This window comes from Paenibacillus alginolyticus DSM 5050 = NBRC 15375, from assembly GCF_000422905.1.
Taxonomy (GTDB): Bacteria; Bacillota; Bacilli; order Paenibacillales; family NBRC-103111; genus Paenibacillus_E; species Paenibacillus_E alginolyticus.
Genome location: NZ_AUGY01000077.1, coordinates 18883 through 42054, shown reverse-complemented (window position 1 = coordinate 42054; position 23172 = coordinate 18883). Strand labels below are relative to the sequence as shown.

General features: G+C 45.2%; 20 protein-coding genes and 2 pseudogenes. 20 read left to right on the top strand and 2 right to left on the bottom strand.

Annotation, left to right across the window (positions count from 1 at the left end; all coding sequences use genetic code 11):
• Together G519_RS50570 and G519_RS47920 are read right to left on the bottom strand one after the other, a co-directional pair.
• Window positions 1-245, bottom strand: a pseudogene (locus G519_RS50570) (transposase); the annotation flags it as partial.
• 166 nt (window positions 246-411) lie between these two features.
• On the bottom strand, window positions 412-903 hold the full coding sequence (locus tag G519_RS47920) for a hypothetical protein (protein WP_029197541.1): 492 nt from the start codon (window positions 901-903) through the stop codon (window positions 412-414).
• A 223-nt stretch (window positions 904-1126) separates the two neighbouring features.
• Between G519_RS47920 and G519_RS44920 the strand changes: the two genes are divergently transcribed.
• The 20 genes and pseudogenes from G519_RS44920 to G519_RS0128140 all read left to right on the top strand — a co-directional run bounded on the left by G519_RS44920 (window position 1127) and on the right by G519_RS0128140 (window position 23162).
• A complete protein-coding gene (locus tag G519_RS44920) occupies window positions 1127-1822 on the top strand; it encodes an extracellular solute-binding protein (protein WP_051253760.1) in 696 nt (231 codons plus the stop codon).
• Between the two features lie 366 nt (window positions 1823-2188).
• A complete protein-coding gene (locus tag G519_RS44915) occupies window positions 2189-3199 on the top strand; it encodes a helix-turn-helix transcriptional regulator (protein WP_051253759.1) in 1011 nt (336 codons plus the stop codon).
• The gene (locus G519_RS53360; protein WP_307720120.1) at window positions 3196-3441 is read left to right on the top strand and encodes an alcohol dehydrogenase catalytic domain-containing protein; all 246 of its coding nucleotides are present in this window, start codon (window positions 3196-3198) and stop codon (window positions 3439-3441) included. Before G519_RS44915 ends, G519_RS53360 begins: the two co-directional genes overlap by 4 nt.
• Before the next feature lie 30 nt (window positions 3442-3471).
• A complete protein-coding gene (locus tag G519_RS44910) occupies window positions 3472-4179 on the top strand; it encodes a zinc-binding dehydrogenase (protein ID WP_307720121.1) in 708 nt (235 codons plus the stop codon).
• Window positions 4176-4502 (top strand): annotated as a pseudogene (locus G519_RS49350) (cell wall hydrolase); the annotation flags it as partial. The gene G519_RS44910 and the pseudogene G519_RS49350, both read left to right, overlap by 4 nt.
• A 138-nt stretch (window positions 4503-4640) precedes the next feature.
• Window positions 4641-5873: an aminopeptidase gene (locus G519_RS0128210; protein ID WP_029197540.1), complete on the top strand. Its 1233-nt coding sequence runs from the start codon at window positions 4641-4643 to the stop codon at window positions 5871-5873.
• Between the two features lie 28 nt (window positions 5874-5901).
• Window positions 5902-6510, top strand: coding sequence for a TetR/AcrR family transcriptional regulator (locus G519_RS47915; protein ID WP_029197539.1), 609 nt, complete (start codon window positions 5902-5904; stop codon window positions 6508-6510).
• 22 nt (window positions 6511-6532) lie between these two features.
• Window positions 6533-7411 carry a GNAT family N-acetyltransferase gene (locus tag G519_RS0128200; protein WP_029197538.1) on the top strand — a complete coding sequence of 293 codons (879 nt, stop codon included), beginning with the start codon at window positions 6533-6535 and terminating at the stop codon, window positions 7409-7411.
• A gap of 543 nt (window positions 7412-7954) precedes the next feature.
• A complete protein-coding gene (locus tag G519_RS44900) occupies window positions 7955-9166 on the top strand; it encodes an ROK family transcriptional regulator (protein WP_051253758.1) in 1212 nt (403 codons plus the stop codon).
• On the top strand, window positions 9153-10283 hold the full coding sequence (locus tag G519_RS0128190) for an extracellular solute-binding protein (RefSeq protein ID WP_029197537.1): 1131 nt from the start codon (window positions 9153-9155) through the stop codon (window positions 10281-10283). Before G519_RS44900 ends, G519_RS0128190 begins: the two co-directional genes overlap by 14 nt.
• A 65-nt stretch (window positions 10284-10348) precedes the next feature.
• Window positions 10349-11431, top strand: coding sequence for an ABC transporter ATP-binding protein (locus tag G519_RS0128185; protein ID WP_029197536.1), 1083 nt, complete (start codon window positions 10349-10351; stop codon window positions 11429-11431).
• Between the two features lie 15 nt (window positions 11432-11446).
• The gene (locus G519_RS0128180; protein WP_029197535.1) at window positions 11447-13177 is read left to right on the top strand and encodes an ABC transporter permease; all 1731 of its coding nucleotides are present in this window, start codon (window positions 11447-11449) and stop codon (window positions 13175-13177) included.
• A 77-nt stretch (window positions 13178-13254) separates the two neighbouring features.
• A complete protein-coding gene (locus tag G519_RS0128175) occupies window positions 13255-15780 on the top strand; it encodes an NEW3 domain-containing protein (RefSeq protein ID WP_029197534.1) in 2526 nt (841 codons plus the stop codon).
• A gap of 62 nt (window positions 15781-15842) precedes the next feature.
• Entirely contained in the window at window positions 15843-16640 is a 798-nt protein-coding gene (locus tag G519_RS44895; protein ID WP_051253757.1) for a creatininase family protein, read from the top strand.
• Window positions 16609-18117 carry an argininosuccinate lyase gene (gene argH / locus G519_RS0128165; protein ID WP_029197533.1) on the top strand — a complete coding sequence of 503 codons (1509 nt, stop codon included), beginning with the start codon at window positions 16609-16611 and terminating at the stop codon, window positions 18115-18117. The genes G519_RS44895 and argH overlap by 32 nt, the downstream gene beginning before the upstream one ends.
• Entirely contained in the window at window positions 18117-19103 is a 987-nt protein-coding gene (locus G519_RS0128160; protein WP_029197532.1) for an N-acetylglucosamine kinase, read from the top strand. The genes argH and G519_RS0128160 overlap by 1 nt, the downstream gene beginning before the upstream one ends.
• Before the next feature lie 21 nt (window positions 19104-19124).
• On the top strand, window positions 19125-19868 hold the full coding sequence (locus G519_RS0128155) for a PIG-L deacetylase family protein (protein ID WP_029197531.1): 744 nt from the start codon (window positions 19125-19127) through the stop codon (window positions 19866-19868).
• Between the two features lie 422 nt (window positions 19869-20290).
• Window positions 20291-21256, top strand: coding sequence for a carbohydrate binding domain-containing protein (locus G519_RS0128150; protein ID WP_029197530.1), 966 nt, complete (start codon window positions 20291-20293; stop codon window positions 21254-21256).
• Complete coding sequence (locus tag G519_RS0128145) at window positions 21256-21897, top strand: NHL repeat-containing protein (RefSeq protein ID WP_029197529.1); 642 nt, start codon at window positions 21256-21258, stop codon at window positions 21895-21897. The genes G519_RS0128150 and G519_RS0128145 overlap by 1 nt, the downstream gene beginning before the upstream one ends.
• The gene (locus G519_RS0128140; RefSeq protein WP_127528099.1) at window positions 21837-23162 is read left to right on the top strand and encodes a hypothetical protein; all 1326 of its coding nucleotides are present in this window, start codon (window positions 21837-21839) and stop codon (window positions 23160-23162) included. The genes G519_RS0128145 and G519_RS0128140 overlap by 61 nt, the downstream gene beginning before the upstream one ends.
• Window positions 23163-23172: the final 10 nt, after the last annotated feature.

Sequence of the window (23172 nt, the reverse complement as noted above, 5' to 3'; positions counted from 1 at the left end):
TCGAGGTACTTGGTTGCCCGTTTGTTTAAATCGATGAATGGTTTTACGCCCTGGTGCTTGAGCAAGTCGTAAATAGCTCCAGCGTCATGGGCAGCATCAAGCAACATCTTATCGACCATGCCCAAGGTGAAACGTTGCGCAAATTCTACCGAACTGACGACAAAGCTAACGGCGTCATGGCGTGATGCAGGCTGAAGTCTTGGATACAGCGGCAGATCGTGCTTGCTGTTTGCAGCAGTAAGCATGTACAGGTGGTATCCGTTATAGTATTTTTCTCGTGAACTATCCCAACCGGAGTTGCAGTCTGGCTGAGAGTACTCACGAAGATGGTTGCATTTCGCAAGGCCTTGGGCATGACAATCACAGGTTGGTTTGCTGCGGGACCAAGAGGCGGTCTCTGCCGGAGTACCGTCACCCGCTACGTCCATAGCGTTGGGGTGATGTGGTAGGAGCCTTCTCTCCTTTCTTCCCTTTCTTGGGTTTGCGCTTACGGGGTCTGACCCTCGGTGAGAGGTGCTTGCTGTCAGCGGCCCAGAATCGGGAAAGGAAGTCGTAAAAGGTGCCGACACCGGGAATGTCTCCAGGCTCGAAGCTGCTAAGAATGGCGTAGAGAGGGTACCTGTACAGTTCGTTGACCCATTCTGTGATGCCAATTTCGGGTCTGGTCAAAAGAAAAAGTAAATAAGAGCGAAGCATAGAAGCCGGGTCACGTGGTTGCGGTCCTCTTGCGCTGAACGTATCCGCTAAAAGCGTCGTAGTAGCAGAAAGATCAGTGATGAGACACTTGAAGATGAGAGGCCAGTCGGCCTTAACGAAAATGGCCGAAGGCGGAGCATAGTATTTTTTTAAGGCGCTTAAGACAAAGAGGCGGTAGGCTTCATGTGAAACGAAAACAGGCTTCATGAAAACACCCCATAATCTGGTAGTAAAGGGTTTTAGATCCCTTTCTCGCGTAATTATTGAGGCGTTTTCTAAAAGTCAAGTATTTTTCACGGGTTTAGCGCACAAATTTGAGGAATTATGATTTCCAGTTCAAAGGAGTGCAAAAATAAAAAAACCCACCGTTTGGTGGGAGGAAAGCGCACAGGGCATTGCTGATAAAGCCTTGTGCAGCAAGCCTCGGCGAATGCCGAGAGGCTATGAAATTAAAGGGAGGAAGAAAAATGAAAAGAAAGAATACTGCTTTACTCTCAACACTTCAGTGGTAACTTTGCTTGTCGCAGGATGTAGCAGCGATAAACCTAAGGACACTATTGCTTCAGCTTCACCAACATCTGCACCGCCAGTATCGGCAGCACCAACGGCTAATTACGGCGATACTGGAGGAATAAAGCTTCCTATCGTTGATAAACCGACGACACTTTCTTGGATGCTTGTTAGCGATAACCCGAATTTGGGCGACTCATTGGTTGTCAAGGAGATTGAAAAACGCACAGGCATTAAACTGGACATTCAAGCCTATTCCTCGGGAACCTACAAAGACAAGTTAAAGGTTATTGTTGCCTCCGGGAAACTTCCTGATATTTTTCACGGACAGACGCTGGCCGAGCTGAACAAGATGGGAGGGCAAGGGGTGCTTGAGCCAATTAGCCAACACTTGAAGGATCTTCCGAACTTCAAAAAACTTTATGTTGATGATAAGGAGAACAATTGGGTCATGAAATCTTGGTCTGATGACAAGAACAACATGTATGCTTGGCCGCTCTATGGCCTGCAGCGTGACGTCAATCACGGATTCCTGTACCGCAAAGATATATTTGATAAGGCTGGTATTAAGGAGTGGAGCAATACCGAGGAGTTTTATCAAGCACTCAAAAATTGAAGGAAACCTATCCGCAATCCTATCCTGTAGCTTCCAAAACAAAGGAATTCATTTTCAGGGATTGGTCATATGGATGGGGAGTAGGCGGAGCGAGCACACCTGCTTATTAGGACGAAAAAGCAAAGGTTTGGAAACTTGCCACTACCCAACCCGAGTACAAAGATATGCTTGATTTTATGAAAAAGCTTTATAACGAAGGATTCCTGGATCCAGAGTTTATTACCGACACGGATGCTTGCTGCTTGATTACTTGACCAGTCCTTCCGGCTCCTCGCTTGTTACAATGGGTGTGGAGGGAGAAACTTTCAAAATGGAAAACAACAAACCCGTTTAAATACGGATAAGTTGCTGGAGCATGTCAATCAAATGGCCATGATGCAGGGGACTTCGCTGATCGTAATGGACCAAAATCGCAACGTTGTTTTTCATCAATCAAATCTGAGGTTTGTGGTGTTGATAGGAATTGGGCAGCAGGCCGAGCGCGAGCTAGCTGTTAAACAACTACGCGCTTATGTACTGCAGGAGAAGACAGAATCGTGGAAAGATTGCTTCGTCTTGACTGCGGTCAGCCGACTTTATCCATCTTTAACGGAGAACTGCCATAAGGCATATCAGGATTTATCACATTGCCTTGTTTATCGAAACATCCATTCTGAGGATCCAATTATCGACTATGATTCTATCCGATTTACGTGGAAGGTTTATTATCCTCTTGATGAGATTGAGAAATCTTCCAACTTTCTTGTAAGCGGCAATGTTGCCGAATGTATTAGGATTATCAATGAGATCTTTGCTTTAAATATAGAACGGAGAATTCACCATTACCAGTTGGTGCCGGTTGCGAAAACGATGTTTTACTATTTACTGAAGCATCTTGAAATGAGCAATAGCGAAACGAAAGCCATCCTTGCGTTGGAATTGGAATTTAATACGCAAGTGGAAGCCGCCTACCATTATGAGGGTATTCAAAGCACCCTAATCCAAGCGGTTAAGGTCATTGCAGACAAGATCAAGAACGGACAAAGAAGCAAGCTGAATCCTACTTTCGTTGCCCAGTATATAGAAGAGCATTATATGAGCAATTTACATTTGGACCACATGGCCGAAAAAATGGAGACATCTCCGAAGTATTTCTCCAATTATTTCAAGAAAACATTCGGGGTCAACTTTGTTGATTATTTGAACAAGGTAAGGTTGTCACATGCCAAGGAATTGTTGAAGAACACCGATATGCCGGTCTCCGAGATCAGTGAAAAAACCGGGTATTTGAATTCCACTACGTTTACCAGTACATTCAAGAAATACTTCGGTTTCTCGCCGAGCGAATTTCGCAAGAGCGCTTCAACTGACCAATTACTACTTGGGAGGAAAAAATGATGAAAGCCATCGCCGCTAGAGAAGGATCTATCGTAAGGATCGACGTAGAAGAGCCGGATCTTCTTGATGGTCACGTCCTCATACGTACTGAATATTCCGCTATCAGTCCCGGTACGGAATTGACGATGGCAAACAGATCAAAAGACAAACCAATCGGACTAGGCTACAGCGCCGTAGGAATCATAGAAAAAGTCGGCAAAGCTGTGACTTCGCTGCATCCGGGACAAAGGGTCGCCTGCTAAGGCGGCCCTTATGTTCGACATGCGGAGCTAATGTCAGTGCCGCTTAATCTTACCGCGATTGTACCCGAGCATGTCAGCCCGGAAGAGGCAGCCTTCGCTGGACTTGGAGCCATAGCCATTCATGCTTTACGGACAGCTGATCTGAGATTTGGAGAGTCGGCAGTCGTGGTTGGATTAGGTATCCTGGAGAATATTACTGCCCAAATTGCGGCTGCCGCTACTTATCCCACCCTTGGTTATGATTTGAATACCGAGCGTGTGGCGTTCCTTAAGCAGTGTGGAGTAAGCCGATCTTACGACAAGCAAGAGGACTTGGAAGCAGGTCTCGCGGAAGCTACGGGAGGGAGTGGCGCAGACAGTGTCCTCTTATGTGCAAGCGGAAATGGTGAAGAGCTTATGAACAGCTCGTTTAATTGGATTCGTGATCGTGGGAAGGTGGTAGTTGTGGGGGATTTAACCACTGAATTCTCGAGAGGAAAAATGTTCGGGAAAGAAGCTCAGGTGCTCATTTCTCGAGCAGGAGGCCCTGGCCGTTATGACGCCCAGTATGAACGGGATAATATTGACTATCCTTTAGGCTATGTTCGTTGGACGGAAGGCCGAAACACACTGCTTGCTGAGAAACGTATCCATATTCGCTCACTAATCAGCGGCATATATCCGATTGACCGTGTAAAGGAAGCCTACGAAGGTTACTTGACGCCATCAACTACGATGGGTACATTGATTCGGTATTAAATTTACCGCAATTCCGGGCAAATTGTTCCGATTTTAAAAATCTTCGAACGTTTCCACAAATGGTCTATCAGGTACATGCTTTTGAAGCTGCACAACACGGATATTTTTATCAAAAACCGAGAGAACGGGAAAAAAGGCTTGCAAAAAGGTCGATCGATGGGGAGAGACTTTGGCCTGCAAATTTCAGTTTGTGGTATTTCAGACCACCTGGAGAATGCCCTCGTACATGGTATAATAATCAGCCTTTTGTAGGCCGTTATAAGAAGCATTGTTTCTATCAACCATTAGGAAAAGAGTGCGGAAATATTGATAATACGTACTAATAATAAAGTAAACCAATTGGAGCCGAAAGGCTCCTTTTTTATTTCTTGACAGTTGGCACGATATGGAATAATAATAAAAATAATAAAACGACTGGTCAGTCTTTATTGAGTCGTATTTTAGCTTGAAGGAGGATTTACATGCATTCATTCCAAGACAATTTAGATAAATATGCAGCTCTAGCCATCCAATTAGGGGTCAACATCCAACAGGGACAAACATTGGTTGTCTTCGCACCTTTAATATCGGGGGAGTTCGTACGCAAATTGGTCAAGCAAGCCTATGAGGTAGGAGCAAAGCATGTTTATGTCGAGTGGTTCGACGAAGAAATTACTCGGTTAAAGTATGAACTAGCGCCCGATGAAGCATTGCTTGAATACCCCATGTGGCGGGCAAAAGGGTATGAAGAATTAGCTGAAAATAATGCTGCATTTCTCTATGTGGTAGCAAATAACCCCGATCTGATGAATGGCATCGACCCCAAACGTATTCAAACAGCGAGTAGAACATCGAATACGGCATTGAAGGAGCTGTCTGTCGCAAGGTTAACCAACAAAGTCAGTTGGTCGATTATCGCTGTTCCCTCGCCTTCATGGGCGGATAAGGTGTTTCCTTCGCTCCCCGAAGAAGAGCGTGTTGACGCGCTATGGAATGCCATCTTCGAAGCAACTAGAGCTGACCGGGATGATCCGATACAGAATTGGAAAGAACATTCAGCTGCACTAGACACAAGAGCAAAAAGACTTAATGAACGCCAATATATGGCGCTTCAATACCGCGCTGACGGTACTGACATTACAGTAAGTTTGCCGCCTGAGCATATTTGGGTTTCGGCCGGTAATACCAACAGCAATGGCATCTCCTTTATAGCAAACCTGCCCACTGAAGAAGTATTTACATCTCCTTTAAAAAAAGGCGTAAACGGAACCGTGAAAAGTTCCAAGCCTCTTAGTTACAATGGCAATCTCATTGAAAACTTTTCTTTAACATTCAAAGAAGGGGAAATTATTGATTTTAAAGCCGAGAAAGGGGAAGAAAATTTGAGAAGTCTCATTGAGATTGATGAGGGTTCTCACTATTTGGGTGAAGTTGCTTTGGTTCCGCATCGCTCGCCTATTTCTAATACAAATCTTATTTTCTACAATACACTTTACGATGAGAATGCTTCCTGCCATTTTGCCATCGGTAGAGCTTTTCCTTTCTGCCTGAATGGCGGAATCGATATGAGCCAACAAGATCTTCAAAATCATGGGCTAAACGAAAGCTTGACGCATGTAGATTTTATGATGGGTTCAGCAGACATGAATATTGATGGGATCTTGGAAAATGGGGAGAAAGAGCCATTGTTCAGGAATGGAGATTGGGCGTTTTGACGTATTAACAGAAAAAAGGAGGTGCTGTATGTCACCTAAAGTTACGCAAGCTTATAAAGAAGAAAAAAGAGCGATTATTCTTGAGGGAGCCCTGCATTGCTTTATCGAAAAAGGCTTTCAAGCTACGACCATCGATGATATCGTGCGGCATTTGGGGATGAGCAAAGGCGCAATCTACAGTTACTTTTCCAGCAAAGAAGAGATGTATATTCAAATGGCCGACGATAAAATGAATGCGATGGTGGAGAACTCCAGTGAAGATTTCAAAAATATGCCAAGCGCAGAAGATCAAATTCGCTATATGTTTGATCGATTCCGTCGACAATCACTCGACGAACTGCGCAAATGGCTAGCTTTTCATTTGGAATTTATGCTGTATGCAGCGCGCCAACCGGAATTAACGGAACGATGGAACCAATATGCAAATAAAGCATTATTGTTCATGCAGGAAATTATGGAGGGTGGCATGAAGACAGGGGAGTTCCGCTCCGACCTTGATATTGCGGCTGCCTCCCGTTTACTCTGGTCCGTTCGGGATGGCCTTGCTCTGCAATTTATGCTTAGCGGTGAGGAAACTGACTATAAATCCATGATTAATGAGATGGAAAAAAAGGTATTCCGCTATATCCAAGGATAATTCACGATGGAGGTAGAGGCTTATGATTTTCAAAAAAATGAGCGAAATGTCGGCCGAAGACATGGTGGCGTTGTGGAATAAGGGATTCGAAGGCTATTTCTTAAATAGTACACTGAACTTGGACAAATTTCTTGCAAGAGCTGTCAACGAGGGGCTCTCACTAGAGAATTCCTTAGTCGTGTGCGAAAATAGGGACCCTATTGGCTTCGTGATGAATGGGTTCCGTGTCATTGAAGGAAAGAGAGTGGCATGGAACGGAGGTACTGGCATTGCGACCGAACATAGGGGCAGAGGGATTGGAAAAAAACTGATGGAAAGAAACCTCCAGTTGTATCGTGAACAAGGTGTGGATATCGCCTTACTGGAGGCGCTTATTCAAAATAAAGCTGCGATTAAGCTCTATCAAAGCGTTGGCTATGTTATTACCGAGCAGTTAATCAGCCTACAACATACAGAAGCCTTGGATGCAAGTCTCCTGCAGCCAAACTCTCCAAACGAATATGTTACGAGACGAGGACTGGCTCTGGAAGTGAAAGGACTGTCTTCCTACAGACATTTGTCAGCGTGGCAAACACAATGGGCAAGTATGAAGGATGGGGAATGTATCATCGTCTCTGATCATGAAGATGAGGTTGTTGGTTACGCACTTTATAAACGAATTTTCGGAGATGACGGGAACCTGTCAACCATCGCACTTTATCAATGTGAATCGATTCCGGGTCGAACAGATTCGGAAGATATCCTCAAAGCAGCATTAAGTGAAGTATACGCACCTTTTTCTTTTACTTGTAAGCGTATAACCATGAACATAAGAGATTCCAACAAGGGGCTAATTGGGTTATTAGAGCGTTTAGGATTTACTAAATTTGTAGAACAAGTGTACATGATTCGTCATTTATGAGAACTTAGGGGTAAAATACTCACGTCTTACGAGCTTAAATTCGATAGATTAACGAAGAAATACTTTTCAATGAGGTGGCAAGAGTATTCTTGCCTTCTCTTTTTTTTGTTTTTTTTCACTTGCATGGGAAAGTCACCCAACCACTATTTGGAGGAACGTAGATCCGTTATTTTGGAAATTCTGCGCATGAAATCGAGTGAGAGGAACGTAGGAACGCTATTTGTTTAAAAAACGATTCCGAGGCAAAAAACGCGAAATAACGCATCGACGTTCCTCTTCCTCATGTTTTCGGGGCTTTTTTTCCAAATAGAGTATCTATGTTCCTTAATGGAAATTATGGGTAACATAGCATAGTTCAGTAATGATAGAGTGCCACAGCATCCAAGAATGGCTTTTGCGACAGCCACTTTTTCCAGTCATGCACGGATAGATGAATACGATCTCATTTTTTTATTGAAGTTGTACTTAATTCAGAAAGTTCATAATAAGTATCGTATTAGAAAACTTTGTTAGTCATTCTAACTATCAAAGGGGGTGAACAAGGTGCTTGGTCGCAATCAAACCGGAAATAGCAAGCTCGTTAAACAATTGAACAGACAAGAGATTCTGCGTAAGCTTCGGGAAAATAAGCGGGTTTCGAGAGCGGATTTGGCGAAGTTAACGGAACTAAGCCGTCCATGTGTTTCTGCGTTGGTCGATGAAATGATGAAGGAAGGGCTAATCCATGAAGTTGGTGTAGGTGAGTCCAAAGGCGGAAGAAAGCCGATCCTGCTCGAGTATAATTTTCAAGCATATGGCGTAGTTGGGGCCATTTTTGAGGGTAGTACGCTGTATATGGCTATCGCTGATCTAAGTGGAGATTTGTTAGTTGATTACAACTTCCGCTTGCAGCAACCAACAAATGGTGATATGGCCATTCGTTGTCTGGAATTGGGTTTACAGACTTTGCTTAGCAAGAGTGGGTTCGAGAAATCTCGCTTACTAGGTGTTGGCTTAGGTTTACCCGGAATTACACAACGTCGCGATGGAACCGTGAGTTATGCGCCAAGCACAGGATGGATGGGTTTACCGGTGAAACAAGAGATCGAGGAGCGATTAGGTCTACCTGTTGTGATTGATAATGACGTTAATTTGATGACTTTAGGGGAGTTTCATAAGGGTGTCGGCAACGGAGTTAAGAATCAGGTTTATATGTATGTAGGGACGGGAATCGGCGCAGGAATCATCCTAGATGGGCAATTTTATAGAGGCTCGCGTGAAGCATCCGGAGAGATCGGATATATGATGGTGGGTCAGGCAAAGAAACTGAACCGGGGTGAATATGGCGTTTTTGAAGGGAATTACTCCGTCCCAGTCATCCAAGAAAAGGCCAGAAAAGTACTGCCTTCCCTTATGGAAGAGCCGGGTGTGATTAAACAACTAATACGCCATACGGAAGATGGTCATACAGAGGCAGGTCGATTGTTAAATGACATCTACAGACATTGGGCTTACGGAATCGCGAATATGGTCAGTATACTCGATCCAGATTTGTTGATTTTAAGCGGGGAGATGATTGACATCGAGGAAAGAGGTGTTGAGAAGATCCAAGGTATGCTGACCGAATGGGTTCCGTACGTACCCCAAATCAAGCTGGCGGCTCTAGGCTACAAAGCGGGCATCATCGGGGCGATTCACAGCGTCCTAGAAGCTTTCCCCGTAGTAAATTCCAACAAAATATACCTTTCGGGAGGTTATGTGAATGATAACAAGTAAGGGGAAAATGTCCAGAATGCTGGTAGGCACTCTAGTCAGCATTATGATGGTTGTGATAACAGCTTGCGGAGGCTCTACGCCGAGTTCTGGAAATGCTAGTCAAGCACCCACGGTGAAGCCTTCTGACAAAGCGGCTGCTACGGAGGCACCTAAACCGGCAGAGAAGCAAAAGCTTGTTATTTATACAGCTAGGGATAAAAGTGTTGTCGATGAAATTATTCCGAAATTCAATGCGAAGCATCCGGAAGTTGAGGTCGAGGTATTAACGATGGGTGCGCAGCAGATTCTGGAGCGTGTGCGGGGAGAAAAGGCTAACCCTCAAGCTGATTTCTGGTGGGGCGGCACCCAATCTGGTCTGATGACGGCGGCGAACGAAGATCTCTTGGAAAGCTTCAAGCCAAGTTTCGCAGACAGCATACCAGCTTTGTACAAAGATGCTAAGGATCGATGGTACGGTGAAATGCTGCTGCCCGAAGTGATCATGTATAACTCTAAAGCACTTAAACAGGAGGATGCTCCTAAAGATTGGGACGCACTTCTTGATCCGAAATATAAAGACAAAATCATTATTCGGGGAGTGCTTGCATCAGGAACGATGAGAACGATTTATTCCGCAATGATTTTCAAAGAAGGTGCCGCTGATCCTAAAAAAGGGTACGACTGGCTGAAGAAGCTGGATGCCAATACGAAGGAATATGCGCAGGATCCTACGAACCTTTACTTAAAATTAGCCCGTGAAGAAGGAACACTTTCGCTCTGGAATTTGCAGGACATTATGATTCAGAAGCATTTGAAAAGTCAGCCGTTTGATTTTATTTACCCAGCTAGCGGGGCACCTATCCTTGTAGACGGCGTAGGTATGGTGAAAAATGCTAAGAACAAAGAGGCGGCGAAGAAATTTTATGAGTTTCTTTTTGACTCCAAACTTCGTGTAGAGCTTGCCGATAAACTGTTCCAGATCCCTACGCGTACGGACATTAGCAAAGATTCACTGCCTGCTTGGTTGAAAGGCATTGAACTGAAGCCAATGAATATCGATTGGACAGTCATGGCTGAAAAAGAGAAAGATTGGATGCAGTATTGGGATGAGAGTATTAAAGGGAAAGGCGCGAAATAAGCACAGCATCCGTTCGGGTAGAGATCGTTCCTCTGCCCGAACTCAAAGTAAGGGAGGTTCTGTACGTGATCGAAGTCGCTCTAGAACATGTAACCAAGCAGTTTGGGAAAGTATCGGGCGTTCAGGATGTGCATATTCGGATTAAGCCCGGTGAATTCTTTACTTTCCTTGGTCCTAGCGGATGCGGAAAAACAACAACTTTGAGAATGATTGCCGGCTTTTACTATCCAACCTCCGGGCGTATCGTATTTGGCAATCAAGACGTAACGACAGTGCCGCCTCACAAACGCAATACGGGAATGGTATTTCAGAACTATGCCTTATTTCCTCATTTGACGGTATTTGAAAATGTGGCCTTTGGTCTCCAAGTTAGAAAACGGCCGAAAGACGAGCGACTCCAAAGGGTAGAGCGTGCGTTACAGCAAGTACACTTACAGGGTTACGGAAATCGGCGAATTGACCAATTATCAGGTGGTCAGCAGCAGCGTGTTGCGCTAGCCAGAGCACTTGTGATTGAGCCGAATATTTTACTTCTAGATGAGCCTTTATCCAACTTAGATGCCAAATTGAGAGAAGAAACACGCTTGGAGATTAAAAGGCTGCAGCTTGAATCTGGCATTACAACCATTTACGTGACGCATGATCAAGCTGAGGCCATGGCGATGTCGGATCGGATCATGGTCATGCAAGGCGGTGTTGTACAGCAGGTTGGAAAACCGGAGGAAATCTATAACCGACCTATTAATCGTTTTGTCGCTTCCTTTATAGGCGAATCTAATCTATGGAATGGAACCGTGGAGCGAATAGAAGGAGATCAGGTCTATGTCAGAGTTTCACCCGATCTAGTTCTATGCGGGTTGGTGAGTCATACGGCACCTAATTGTCACCTGGCAGTGGGTGCACAAACCACTCTGTCTATTCGCCCTGAGGCGGTACGCGAGGCACAATCAGAATCTTCACAATCGGAGAACACTTTCCTAGCTAAAGTTGTCATCGCAGAATTCACCGGGGTGAATGTCAATTATTTGACGGACGTATCCAATAAGCCCTTGAAAGCGATGTTCGTCAATCAGGGTCATCAAGTACGACAGCGTGACGATAAACTTGCGATGCATATACCAAAGGAAAGCATTTACTTTTTAGAATAGGCGGAGGATGAGAATATGACCTTCAAGAAACCAGTATCTCATCAACCAGTTATCAAACGGCCATCCATCACTTCTTCGCCTCATTTCGTATATGTATTAATTGCTCCCTTGTTTCTGGTATTGCTGGGCTATGTACTCTTTCCACTGTATCAAACCTTTATTCAGAGCATTCAAATGGAAGGTACTTTTACTTATAAAAACTATGCACGGTTCTTCAGCTTGGAGCATACCGCCAATTTGGAAGCCCTCTGGACCAGTGTATATATCTCCGTTCTTAGTGTAGTGACATGCGCGATAGTCGGAGTTACCATGGCTTTTCTATTAGAACGCTATGAGTTTCCAGGCCGCAAGGCTCTGACAGTTCTTGCCATGGTGCCGATGGCGCTGCCACCGCTGGTTGGCGTACTTTCATTCACTTTTCTATATGGAGAAAGCGGTATTATTCCGCGGACGCTCAAGCTTTGGTTTGAGATGGACCACGTGCCTTTCTCGCTAAAGGGTGTATGGGGTGTTCTCATGGTTCACACCTTTACGATGTATACCTATTTCTATATGACCGCTTCCGCTGCGATCAAGGGGCTCGATCCCTCCCTGGAGGAAGCAGCTGCAAATCTTGGAGCCGGACGTCTTTATATCTGGCGGAGAATCATATTACCTATGCTCACTCCAGCTATCGTGGCTTCGTCCTTGCTTGTCTTCATGATTGCCATGGCTTCTTATACGGCTCCTCTCATCTTCGGAATCGACAGAACGATGACGATGCAAATCTATTTGTCTCGAACAAATGGGAATTTGGATATGGCGGCCACTCAGTCTACCTTATTATCCATTGTTTCCATCCTGTTTCTCATCATTATGCGCTGGTATCAAGGCTTGCGAAATTACCAGAACTTAAGCAAAGGAGTTAGTGTACATCGGACCGAGGTCAAGAGTGCATGGGGAAAATATACAGCTATGATTCTCTCCACGATAGGCGTTGTCATTCTGCTCCTGCCTATTCTGGTATTGATTCTCATATCCTTTTCCACGGATGGTACATGGACGACTCAAATTCTACCGCCTCAATATACATTTAGTCATTATGTTGAATTGTTTACGGACAGCAAAACGTGGCGACCTATTGCGAATAGCTTCAAAATGAGCTTTGTTGCAACGGTTGGCAATGTGATATTCGGTGTTGCTGCTGCCTATGCGATCGTACGCCTCAAATTTAAAGGGAAAACATTGCTTGATGTGTTTATTATGCTCCCTTGGGCATTACCAGGAACGGTTGTAGGGATTAATTTAATTACAGCTTTCAGTACACCGTCTGCGTTCAGTTTTGGGCAAGTTCTTGTGGGGACGTTCTGGATTTTGCCACTAGCCTACTTTGTGCGTCATTTACCTCTTGTGTTCCGTTCAACGTCGGCTACGCTTATGCAGATGGATCCTTCGATCGAAGAAGCAGCCCGGAATCTGGGAGCATCATGGTGGTATAGCTTTCGTCGCATCGTATTTCCCTTGTCGCTTAGTGGGATCTTAGCGGGAACTTTATTGGCCTTCGTAACAGGCATTGGTGAATTCGTATCATCGATTCTGTTGTTTACATCTAGAACAGCCCCGATTTCTGTGGAAATTTTCCAAAGAATGTATGCGTTTGAATTCGGAACCGCTTGCGCCTATGGCGTCCTTCAGATCATCCTTATAATCATTGTTCTCTTTATCTCTAAAAAATTAACCGGTGACAAAGCGGGTACAGCTGTGTAAAGGTTGATCATTCTGCGGGAACTTCTAGAGTTCAAGTCCGCTGCTTGATGATAAAAGGTGAATAAGGAGGAGTTAAAGTGAAGAAAGGTACATGGAGGAAAGTGTTTACGAGTATTACTAGCGTTGCCGTAGTAGGTTCCTTGCTGCTTCCTAGCATGGCACAGCCGGTCAGCGCTGACAGAGGCGTTGTTGATCTCTGGAAATCGATTAAACCACTCACAACCATCGCGAGTGCTATGAATACAGGAGCTCACCCGGACGACGAGCATAGCGCTATGCTTGCCTATCTTTCATTAGGAAGAGGGGTCAATACATTAAGTGTCATTGCAAACCGTGGGGAAGGTGGCCAAAATGAGATCGGCAGTGAACTAGGTAATGCGTTAGGTATTATTCGTTCACGCGAACTGCAGGAAGCATCCAAAATCACGAATGTCACTTTGGGAATGTTAAGCGAGCAAATTAATGATCCTATCTTTGACTTCGGTTTTTCTAAAAGCCCCGATGAAACACTGCAAAAGTGGGGAGATTCGGTGGTCTATGAAAGACTTATTCGGAAGATCCGGGAGTTGCGGCCTGACGTAGTCATTCCTTCTTTCCTCAACGAAGAATCGACACATGGTCATCATAGGGCCATTAACGTGATAACTGTTCGTGCGTTCAAGGATGCAGCTAATCCCGAGGTGTTTCCCGAGCATTTGAAAAACGGCCTGCAGCCTTGGCAAATTAAGAAGCTATACCTTCCAGCCAATGATAAGGATTACAACGTGGCTGTACCTGTAGGAGATTACGATGAAATTTACGGCGCTTCTTATGTCCAATTGGGAGAAGAATCCCGTTTTATGCATAAGAGCCAAGGGATGGGAAGACATGTTGATGAAGGTCCGAGCTTTAACTATTACAAATTAAATTCAGCGGTTAAATCCGAAAAGGAAAATGATTTCTTCGACGGCATTGCTTTCTCCTTTGACGATTTGGCTAAAGAGATTGAAGCGAAAGGCAAAGATAACAAAGTGATCAAAGATTTGCGAGCCCTCCATAAAGATGCGGAAGAAGTCGTTAAAGCATACCCTGTGTTCTCTGACGTGGCGCGAGAGGTACAAGAAATGAAGGCGGATGTAGAAACTGCCGTTAGCGATGTGAAGGCATCGACGCTAGATGCAAGCGTCAAGACCGATTTGCTGTATCGCCTTCAAGTGAAGGATGATCAACTGAATAAAGCAGGAATGGAAGCCTCGTCGTTGGTTGTGAAGGTAAAACCGGAAACCGGCGAGATCGTTGCAGGTCAAACGGTCAAAATGGTAGTCTCCGCTTACAGTGGCGGTAAGAACAATCTGAAGAACGTTGAGCTCGGGCTGAATGTGCCTGAGGGCTGGACAACGAAAGCAGTCGGTAACACAAAGTTTGACCAACTTAGCTACAATAAGACGGTTTCTGCCACTTTTGAGGTTCAAGTCCCTAAAAATGCAGTAGAGTTCCAGGTATATCAACCATCTGTAGTAAGTGCGGATCTCTTGTATCAGCTAAATAATGTTTCAGGAAAAATACGTGTTACCCCATCGAATCAAGTGGCTGTGCTCCCTGCTTTTGCTATGTCGTTGAGCCCTGAGGCTACGGTACTTAACACATTGAAAACCGAAGAGCCTCTTCCGGTCAAGGTTACAGTACGCAACTACTCGCCAGGCGCTACCAAAACGTCTATTTCCTTGAACGTCCCTAAGGATTGGAATGTAACACCTGCATCTCAAGAAGTAAATTTCGCTGCAAAAGGTGAAACGAAGCCGGTTACGTTCCAAGTCAAGGCTCCTGCTGGAACAGCAGTTGGCAAATATACAGTAACAGCGGTAGCAACAAGCGGTGAAGTTACCAGCAAGGAAAACGTACAAATTATCGATTATCCACATATCGGTAAAACCTATTTGATTCAGCCAGCAGAATTAAAGATTCAGGCCTTTGACTTGAAGGTACCTACAGGTCTCAAAGTGGGATATGTATCTAGTGGTTTTGATAATATTGATCAGTATTTAACCCAATTTGGCGTGAACGTAACGAAACTCGACGATAAAGCGATCCAGTCAGCTGACTTATCTCAATATGATACGATTGTATTGGGTATTCGGGCATATGGTTTCCGTCCAGAGTTGTTATCGAGCAATCAAAGACTTCTCTCTTACGTGGAAAATGGCGGAAATCTGGTCGTTCAATATCATAAGCCGGAAGATAAATGGAAACCTGAACTTGCCCCTTATCCGATAAAAATTGGAGAACCGTTAATTCAATGGCGTGTCACGGATGAGAATTCCAAAGTAACAATGCTGGCACCTGATCATCCGATCTTTACGACTCCTAATAAGATTACAGATGCAGATTGGAACAATTGGATTCAAGATCGTTCGGCTTACAACCCGTCTGAGTGGGGCAAAGAGTACACGCAGCTGATCTCTAATGGTGATGCAGGGGAGAAGGAATTTACCGGAACATTCCTAAGTGCTAAATACGGTAAGGGAACTTACACCTACAGTTCGCTTGTATGGTACCGTGAAATCCCGAATCTTGTCCCTGGTTCTATTCGCCTCTTCGTGAACATGATCAGCTTAAAGCAATAGTAATAACTACAGAGGGAGGCCTGAAGGGGCCTCCCGATCTATCAAACGGGGGAATCAAGCCCATGGATATTAGGGAAGTACACGGTCGTGATCTACAGACTGTCTTAGAAGAAGTCCATTTTGCAGTGGTGCCTCTCGGATCAATCGAATATCACGGGCCGCACTCACCACTCGGTACTGATGTCATTCTAGCGAATGGTTTCGCTGAACGTCTCCATCCTGATTTGAAACCGCTCATTTATCCCGTAATCCCTTATACGGCTTGTCCTGGAAAGACCCGTCATTATCCAGGAACAATCTCCGTGAGTCCGTCTATCATCACGGATTATTTATATGAAATTGTTGATGGGATCTGTCAGTTGGGTATCAGAAATGTATTGTTGTTAAATGCGCATGATGGGAATATGGGTATATCCAGAACAGTAGCAGAAGCCATTACAGCAACCTATAAGGACGCTAGTGTTCTACTAGTGAACTGGTGGCAAATGGTAACAATGCAAAGTGCCGAAGAAGCAGGAATTTTTACAGGAACAACTGGCAGGGGTCATGGAGGCCCGTATGAAATGTCGGTTGTCAAAGCATTTCGACCGGATCTGGTTCATGTTAGTGACAGTGACGTAGACCTATCAGCAAATCATTCACTTTCAAATCTACCTTATGTGTTGGTGGAAGGCAGTCCAGAAGGATGGAATGGCTACACAGGGCATGTCCAGCAGACATCATTAGAAGCAGGGAAATGGATTATAGTGGAAGCAGTCACCAACTTACATCAATTACTTGAAAACTGGTTGCAGAAACCAGTAATGAAAGACGGAGGGGAACAACTGGATGGGAAATCGAGAGTCTATTATGGAAAGTGAAGGTAAGGTTTTTCCTGGTAAAACCTATACAGAAGCTGTTCTAGAACCTGCTTATAATGAAGCCAAACAGCATTTATTGGATGCCATGATGGCCATTAATAAGGCTCATTTGATTATGTTGAAGGAGCAGCAGTTGATTTCACAAGATGAGGCAAGCCAGATTGCGACAGCCATTGCACATCTTGACTTGGATCATCTCCGCCACTCTAGTTATACGGGTGAATTTGAGGATTTATTCTTTCAGGTGGAAAGCCAACTGCAGCAGCACGCAGGCGACGTTGCGGGCTATTTGCATCTAGCGAAGAGCCGTAACGATATGGGTGTCACTATTTACCGGATGGTACTTAGGGAGAAGCTTCTGGTTACGATGCAATCCGGTTTACAGTTACGTAAGCAGCTTCTGCAATTCGCAGAGGAGCATATTCATACGTTGATGATTGGCTACACACATACGCAGCAGGCGCAGCCAACTACCATGGCTCACTACATCATGGCTGTTGTTGACTCGCTTACGAGAGACATCCGCCGGATGACGGCCGCTTACCATAATTGCAACCGCAGCAGTATGGGAGCAGCTGCCCTCACAACGTCAGGCTTTCCAATTGATCGGAACCGAATGAAAGAGCTTCTAGCCTTCGATGAGCTTGTAGAGAATTCCTATGATGCGATTAGCGGAGCGGATTATTTGGGAGAGGTTGCTACTTCCATTAAACTTGCAGCGATCAACCTGGGTCGAGTCGTTCAGGATTTGTTGCTCTGGTGTACACAGGAGTTCGCCGCTATAAAGGTAGCCAGTCCGTATGTTCAAATCAGTTCTATTATGCCGCAAAAGCGAAATCCTGTTTCGCTAGAACACATGCGCGCCCTTCTTTCTAGCTGTGTAGGTAATGCGGATTCCGTGCTTGCGATGATGCATAACACGCCTTTCGGCGATATAGTTGATACCGAAGACGATATGCAGCCTTATGCATGGAAATCTCTTGAACTCATGGACAAGATCTATCGACTACTAAGCGTCGTAGTGGGGACTATGGATGTTAATAAAGAAGTACTTCGTAAAAGGACTGAAAGCAGCTTCGCTACCGTTACCGAACTGGCGGATACCTTGGTTAGAACGGACAAACTCTCCTTCCGAACTTCCCACCATATCGTTAGCTCAGTAGTGAAGAGAGCGATGGCGGAAGGATTAGCTGCGAATGAAATTACATGGGATCTAGTTAATGAAAAAGCCAGTGAGATCATCGGTCGTCATTTGATTATGGATAGAGACACATTGGCACAAGCCTTAGATCCTGAGAACTTTGTTCAAATACGCTCCTTGCCTGGAGGACCAAGCCCCCAAGAGATGATTAGAATGATTCAGATACGTTGTCATGAACAACTAGCTCTAGATCAATGGTTAACAGAGTCGGATCATAAGAGCCGAACTGCGCTGCAGATTTTGGATGAAGTCATGAGGGAGTGGGGGAACCCATAATGTCTGTTAAAAAGATTCCATTCCTTGCAGTGGACGGAGGAGGAACGAAAAGCTTGTGCTATTTCTTCGATGAGGATGGACACATTCGAGGACAGGGCAGATCAGGATCTTGTAATTATCAGGGGGTCGGTAAAGAAGCAGCCGTGAGGGAGCTTATCCATGCGATTCGCAATGCTTTGGAGGACGGTAATTTAGTAGGGAATGGGGAGGTTGGCGAAACAGAATTAGAAACCGATTGTGCCGCGTTAGGGATAGCCGGTTTGGATACCGAATATGACCGGAGGATTATCCTAGCGTTGGTCGAAGAGGCGCTGCAGCATTTGCGTATACGTGCCAAACGTTTAATCATTGAAAATGACGGCTTCGCAGCGTTACTGGGGGCAACCAATGGTCAGCCAGGTATTCTTATGATTGCTGGAACGGGATCCATCGTTTATGGCGTTAATGATCAAGGCGAGGTTGCCCGAGCAGGGGGGTGGGGACACCGCGTTGGAGATGAGGGAAGCGGGTATTGGATCGGTAAACAAGCGATCATTCACATTTTGAAAACAATGGATGGACGGGTGGCCCCTAACAAATTGGCTGAGTATATTCTTCCTTATTTGGATTTGAAAGATCCAGAAGATTTGTTTAATTGGACATACAACTCAAGCTATTCTGTGGAAAAAGTAGCTGAATTGTCCAGTCTCGTCTCACAAGCTCATTCGCAGGGCGATCAAGTGGCTAAGTCTATTATGATCCATGCAGCCGAACAATTATTTACTTGTGCTAAGGCCGTCATTGAGCGAATAAATTTATATAGACAATCTTTCCAAATCATTTTGCAAGGCGGCGTACTTCAAAACAATGCGTTTGTAAGGGAGTATGTAACGAACCAATTCAACACCTTTGTACCATCCGGACAAATCGAAAACAAGAATAAGGAGCCCATATACGGAATGATGGCTCTTGCTCTAGATCACTATCAGAAATTTCATGAGGGATGATTACTCCAATGGAGGGATCCTATGAAAAAAAGACTGTTGTTCGTGTTTGCCCATCCTGATGATGAGTCCTTCGCTTGCGCCGGCACCATGGCCAAATATAAGGAAGCCGGTCATGACATCAATTTGATTTGTGCAACCTCTGGATGCGGGGGAAAGTCTGGCGAGTATTTGGTAACCTGTAAGAAGGAACTCGCAACACTCCGGGAGCGGGAATTGTCACAGGCTTGTAACGTTATAGGCGTAACTAACTTGTATTTGCTTCATTACGCGGATGGAAGTTTAATTAACCAGGATATCAACGAATTGGCCGCAAAAATTGAATCTCTTATTATGCAGCTGCTGCCACATGTCGTCGTTACGTTTCCTCCAAACGGAGTTACTGGACATAGAGATCATATAGCCATTTCCCGAGCTACAGAACAAGCGGTTCTTCAATCAGAGGAGAAAATGACGCCCTCTCATTATTGCACCTTGTTTTTCGCATCGATTCCTCACTATTATGATTATTGCGCAGATTCAGCACCAACCGGAGCAGTCCCAATAACGGGTAAGGTGAACATTGTGAATCATCGTGAAACAAAAGGGCGTGCGCTACACGCGCATCGAAGTCAAATCTATTCGGTAAATCGAGCTTATCCAGGTGTTATGCAAGGAGATTATGGGGTTATCGGACAATATGAATATTACACGAAAGTACGGGCAGACGGACTGTTGGAAGACATTCAGGAAAGTACGGAAGGAATTCCAGAGATAGAACTTTGTTAACTAATGAGCAGATGACGCCAAAAGTGGAGCGAGGTTGGCTTATTCGAAAGTTAGTAAAATTTATCGTATGGATCAACCCCTCTATGAATATCTAGAGGGTTTTTTTTGTATAATTCTTGACTTATTAGTAAAGTATATCTTGAAATTTTATACACTTTATCTTGAAATTGTCCACACTTTCTAGAAATGATGACATATTTTAAACGCACGCATGGGCTTAAAATGAGAGTAGATCATCCAGGAAATTCGGCATTGACATTCGTTAAACCAGTAATGGATCCAACGGAAGGTTAGAGACGGAAAGGAGGTGAACGAGAAGTCTAATCTAGGCCTCAATGGGTAGGAAAGGAGTTCGTAAAGGTAGATCGTATCGACAGCTTCACGATTGACCGCAGCCAAACTTTGTGTGAGGAGTGGTAATTATGAGAGCAATCATGTTTCGCCCCATGTGGATTCGCATCGTCTGTATCATGTTTAGTTGTTTGCTTATTATCAGTAGTTTCCCGAACCTCGATGTTCGCGCATCTGGTATCACAGTGACTATCCCCAACTCTATGAAAATGGTGGACACCAGTTCTACAGCTTCACTAGCTCGAGTTAGCGAAAAGGTTAGCGTTACACAGGATGAAGAGTATACCGCTTCAATCTTTGCTTATATTGAGCAAGGATCGATTGATGTCTGGCTGATCTTCTATAACGGGACTACGGAAACAGTTGTAGCGCCCGCTAGTGTTACTCCTACGCTCAGTCAATGGACGAAGAGATCTATTACAGCAAAAGCTCCATCAGGAACGAATCAAGTTGCGGTCATGGTTTACAGCTCATTAGCTTCTGTTACGACAGCTTATGTTGACGATGTTTCAATCGGTCAAACGGTTAGAAATGCAGGGTTCGAAGACCCGTTAAGCGGTACTTGGACAGTGTCCTCTGGAGCAGCTGTTTCGACGCAGCAGAAGACGGGGGGAACCTACAGTCTTAAGCTGGACGATTCCAGCTCAACCACTGCCAGCTATGCGGAAAGCTCGAATGTACCGGTTACTTCTGGTTCAAGAGTCGGGGCTTCAGCCAAAATCTACCCGTTCAGCGGCTCTGGGTTGAGTATCCATCTTCTTTTCAAAAATTCCACTGGAACAGTAATTAAGGATGTTGTAAACGATTTCACCGGTGCTGCGTCACAATGGACCCCTGTTTCTGTATCAGCTACCGCCCCTACTGGCACAGCCTCTGTCTCCGTATATCTAACCACAGGGACGACAACTTCGATGGTCGTTTACGCCGATGATGTGTCGCTGGACCGACCGATAGAATACAATCTCGGCACTCAAATTACGAACAATCCTCTCGACGGCGCTGTATTCGGCAAAGATGCGAGCGGTAACACGATCTAATGTATGTCGGTTCCAGCGGGTTTCCGTCCAAGCTGGTGGTTTACGATGCCCGAACGGGTGAGTTGGTGGATGATCAGAATCTCAATCAGACGGAAGCTGTCTGGGGAATGACGGTGGCTACGGATAAGTCCGTCTATTTGGGAACGGCCAACAAGAAAACGATGTTTCGGTATATCCCGGGCACAGTTAGCACTGTTAATGGGAAAAAAGTAATTACAGGCAGCTTGTTAGTGCCAATCACTCTACCAACGGGAATGGACGTTATTTGGGATGTAACGGCGGGAAGCAGCGGGAAGGTCTACGGTGGAACTTCCACCAGCGGCAAAGCGTTCCAGTGCGATCCGACCGGAGGCACTGTCGTCTTAAACAATAACCAACCCATCGTCAGCGGACTAGATTTTGTGAGGTCGATCGCTTATGCGAGTGATACTGAGGTGTATATGGGCATGGGACCGACCTCGAATGCGACAATCATACGTTTTAATCCGACGAATGGAACGCAATCCACCTTTCTCCGGCCAATTATGGCAGCACGTATGTGCTTGGACTCGATTATATTTCAAATGGAGCGGCATCAAAGGTGTTCGCCAAGCTGTCGGCCGGTCCTATGCTTGTTTTGGATAGCGCAAATGGTACGTTAGACACTTCCTTAAGCGGAGTTGATTCACTTGGCGTTTCGACGAAGCACCCCTCGGACGACAAAGTGTTCTACACGAAGGGGAATAATCTTTACAGCTATGATATTTCAGCAAAAACAGAATCAAATCTGGGCGATGTAGGAGGAAGCGCAGTTGGTTATACTTTTTTGACCGACGCAGGCAACACTTATCTGTATGCTGCGCTCAAATCGGGAAAAGTTTTGAAATATTTGCTTGCAGCAACTCCTACGATTGATACGACGACATCGTTCGTAATTCCAGAATCGCCGACCAAAATCCGGTCACTGGTCAATGGGCCTACCGACAAGATTTACACAAGCGGATATTTACGTGGAGGAATGGGCATCTATAATCCGGACACAGCCGAAGAAACGCGCTATAAAGGCGCAGGCCAAGCGGAAAACATGACCACAATAGGCAACAATCTGTATATGGGCATATATCCTGGCGCGTGGATCAAAAAGTACGACACAACGTCGACATGGAATGATACAACGAATCCTTCAATCCTGTTCCAGGATATTGACGGCCCCCCTTATCATCAGGATCGACCGTTTGGAATGCTGGCAGAGCCGTTACTTAATCGACTTTATGTTGGTTCCGTAGCGGGCTCAGGCAAAAATAAAGGCTCTTTTACCGTTTATGACTTGTCGACTCCCCAACAAGTCACGACCATAAACGATATTGTTTACCATCAAAGTGTCATTTCACTCGCGTATAAGGACAATAAAGTTTTCGGCGGCACATCCGTTTACGGGGGAATCGGCAGCACGGTTGATGCGACGGAAGGGAAAGTGTTCGTATGGAATACAACGAGCGCCAACTCGACACCTGTTCCTCAATTTGTCCCGGCCCCGGGAAGAAAAGTTATCTCTGATCTCGTCGTAGGTCCAGACGGAAAAATATGGGGACTAGCGGAAGGGAACTCGTCAGGCAATTCGTCCCACGATACGACCGCAGATTTGTTTATTATCGATCCGAATAATCCAGATGCCGCTCATACGACTGTCTATTCTGACAAATTCAGCTCAATACCCGTGACCTGGCAAGGCGGCAAGATGGTTATCGGCAACGACGGAAACGCCTATGTGAGCATTGGCGCAAAATTGTACGCAGTTGACGCCAACTCCGCCACCAAAGACGCGGTTGTTTTAGTCGGGGCGGGTGTGTCATTGCTGACAGCGGATAAGTATGGAGATTTATATTATGTGAAGTACGAAACTAATCTCTACAAGTACGATAAATAGAGGGGTTTTT

Excerpts from the sequence above, each read along its gene's own strand:
- G519_RS53360 (WP_307720120.1), top strand. The coding sequence starts at position 3,196 with ATGATGAAAGCCATCGCCGCTAGAGAAGGATCTATCGTAAGGATCGAC.
- G519_RS47920 (WP_029197541.1), bottom strand. The coding sequence starts at position 903 with ATGAAGCCTGTTTTCGTTTCACATGAAGCCTACCGCCTCTTTGTCTTA.
- G519_RS0128145 (WP_029197529.1), top strand. The coding sequence starts at position 21,256 with ATGTATGTCGGTTCCAGCGGGTTTCCGTCCAAGCTGGTGGTTTACGAT.
- G519_RS0128180 (WP_029197535.1), top strand. The coding sequence starts at position 11,447 with ATGACCTTCAAGAAACCAGTATCTCATCAACCAGTTATCAAACGGCCA.
- G519_RS47915 (WP_029197539.1), top strand. The coding sequence starts at position 5,902 with ATGTCACCTAAAGTTACGCAAGCTTATAAAGAAGAAAAAAGAGCGATT.
- G519_RS44915 (WP_051253759.1), top strand. The coding sequence starts at position 2,189 with ATGGCCATGATGCAGGGGACTTCGCTGATCGTAATGGACCAAAATCGC.
- G519_RS0128210 (WP_029197540.1), top strand. The coding sequence starts at position 4,641 with ATGCATTCATTCCAAGACAATTTAGATAAATATGCAGCTCTAGCCATC.
- G519_RS0128190 (WP_029197537.1), top strand. The coding sequence starts at position 9,153 with ATGATAACAAGTAAGGGGAAAATGTCCAGAATGCTGGTAGGCACTCTA.
- G519_RS0128155 (WP_029197531.1), top strand. The coding sequence starts at position 19,125 with ATGAAAAAAAGACTGTTGTTCGTGTTTGCCCATCCTGATGATGAGTCC.
- G519_RS0128200 (WP_029197538.1), top strand. The coding sequence starts at position 6,533 with ATGATTTTCAAAAAAATGAGCGAAATGTCGGCCGAAGACATGGTGGCG.
- G519_RS44910 (WP_307720121.1), top strand. The coding sequence starts at position 3,472 with ATGTCAGTGCCGCTTAATCTTACCGCGATTGTACCCGAGCATGTCAGC.
- G519_RS0128160 (WP_029197532.1), top strand. The coding sequence starts at position 18,117 with ATGTCTGTTAAAAAGATTCCATTCCTTGCAGTGGACGGAGGAGGAACG.
- G519_RS0128150 (WP_029197530.1), top strand. The coding sequence starts at position 20,291 with ATGAGAGCAATCATGTTTCGCCCCATGTGGATTCGCATCGTCTGTATC.
- G519_RS44920 (WP_051253760.1), top strand. The coding sequence starts at position 1,127 with ATGCCGAGAGGCTATGAAATTAAAGGGAGGAAGAAAAATGAAAAGAAA.
- G519_RS44895 (WP_051253757.1), top strand. The coding sequence starts at position 15,843 with ATGGATATTAGGGAAGTACACGGTCGTGATCTACAGACTGTCTTAGAA.
- argH (WP_029197533.1), top strand. The coding sequence starts at position 16,609 with ATGGGAAATCGAGAGTCTATTATGGAAAGTGAAGGTAAGGTTTTTCCT.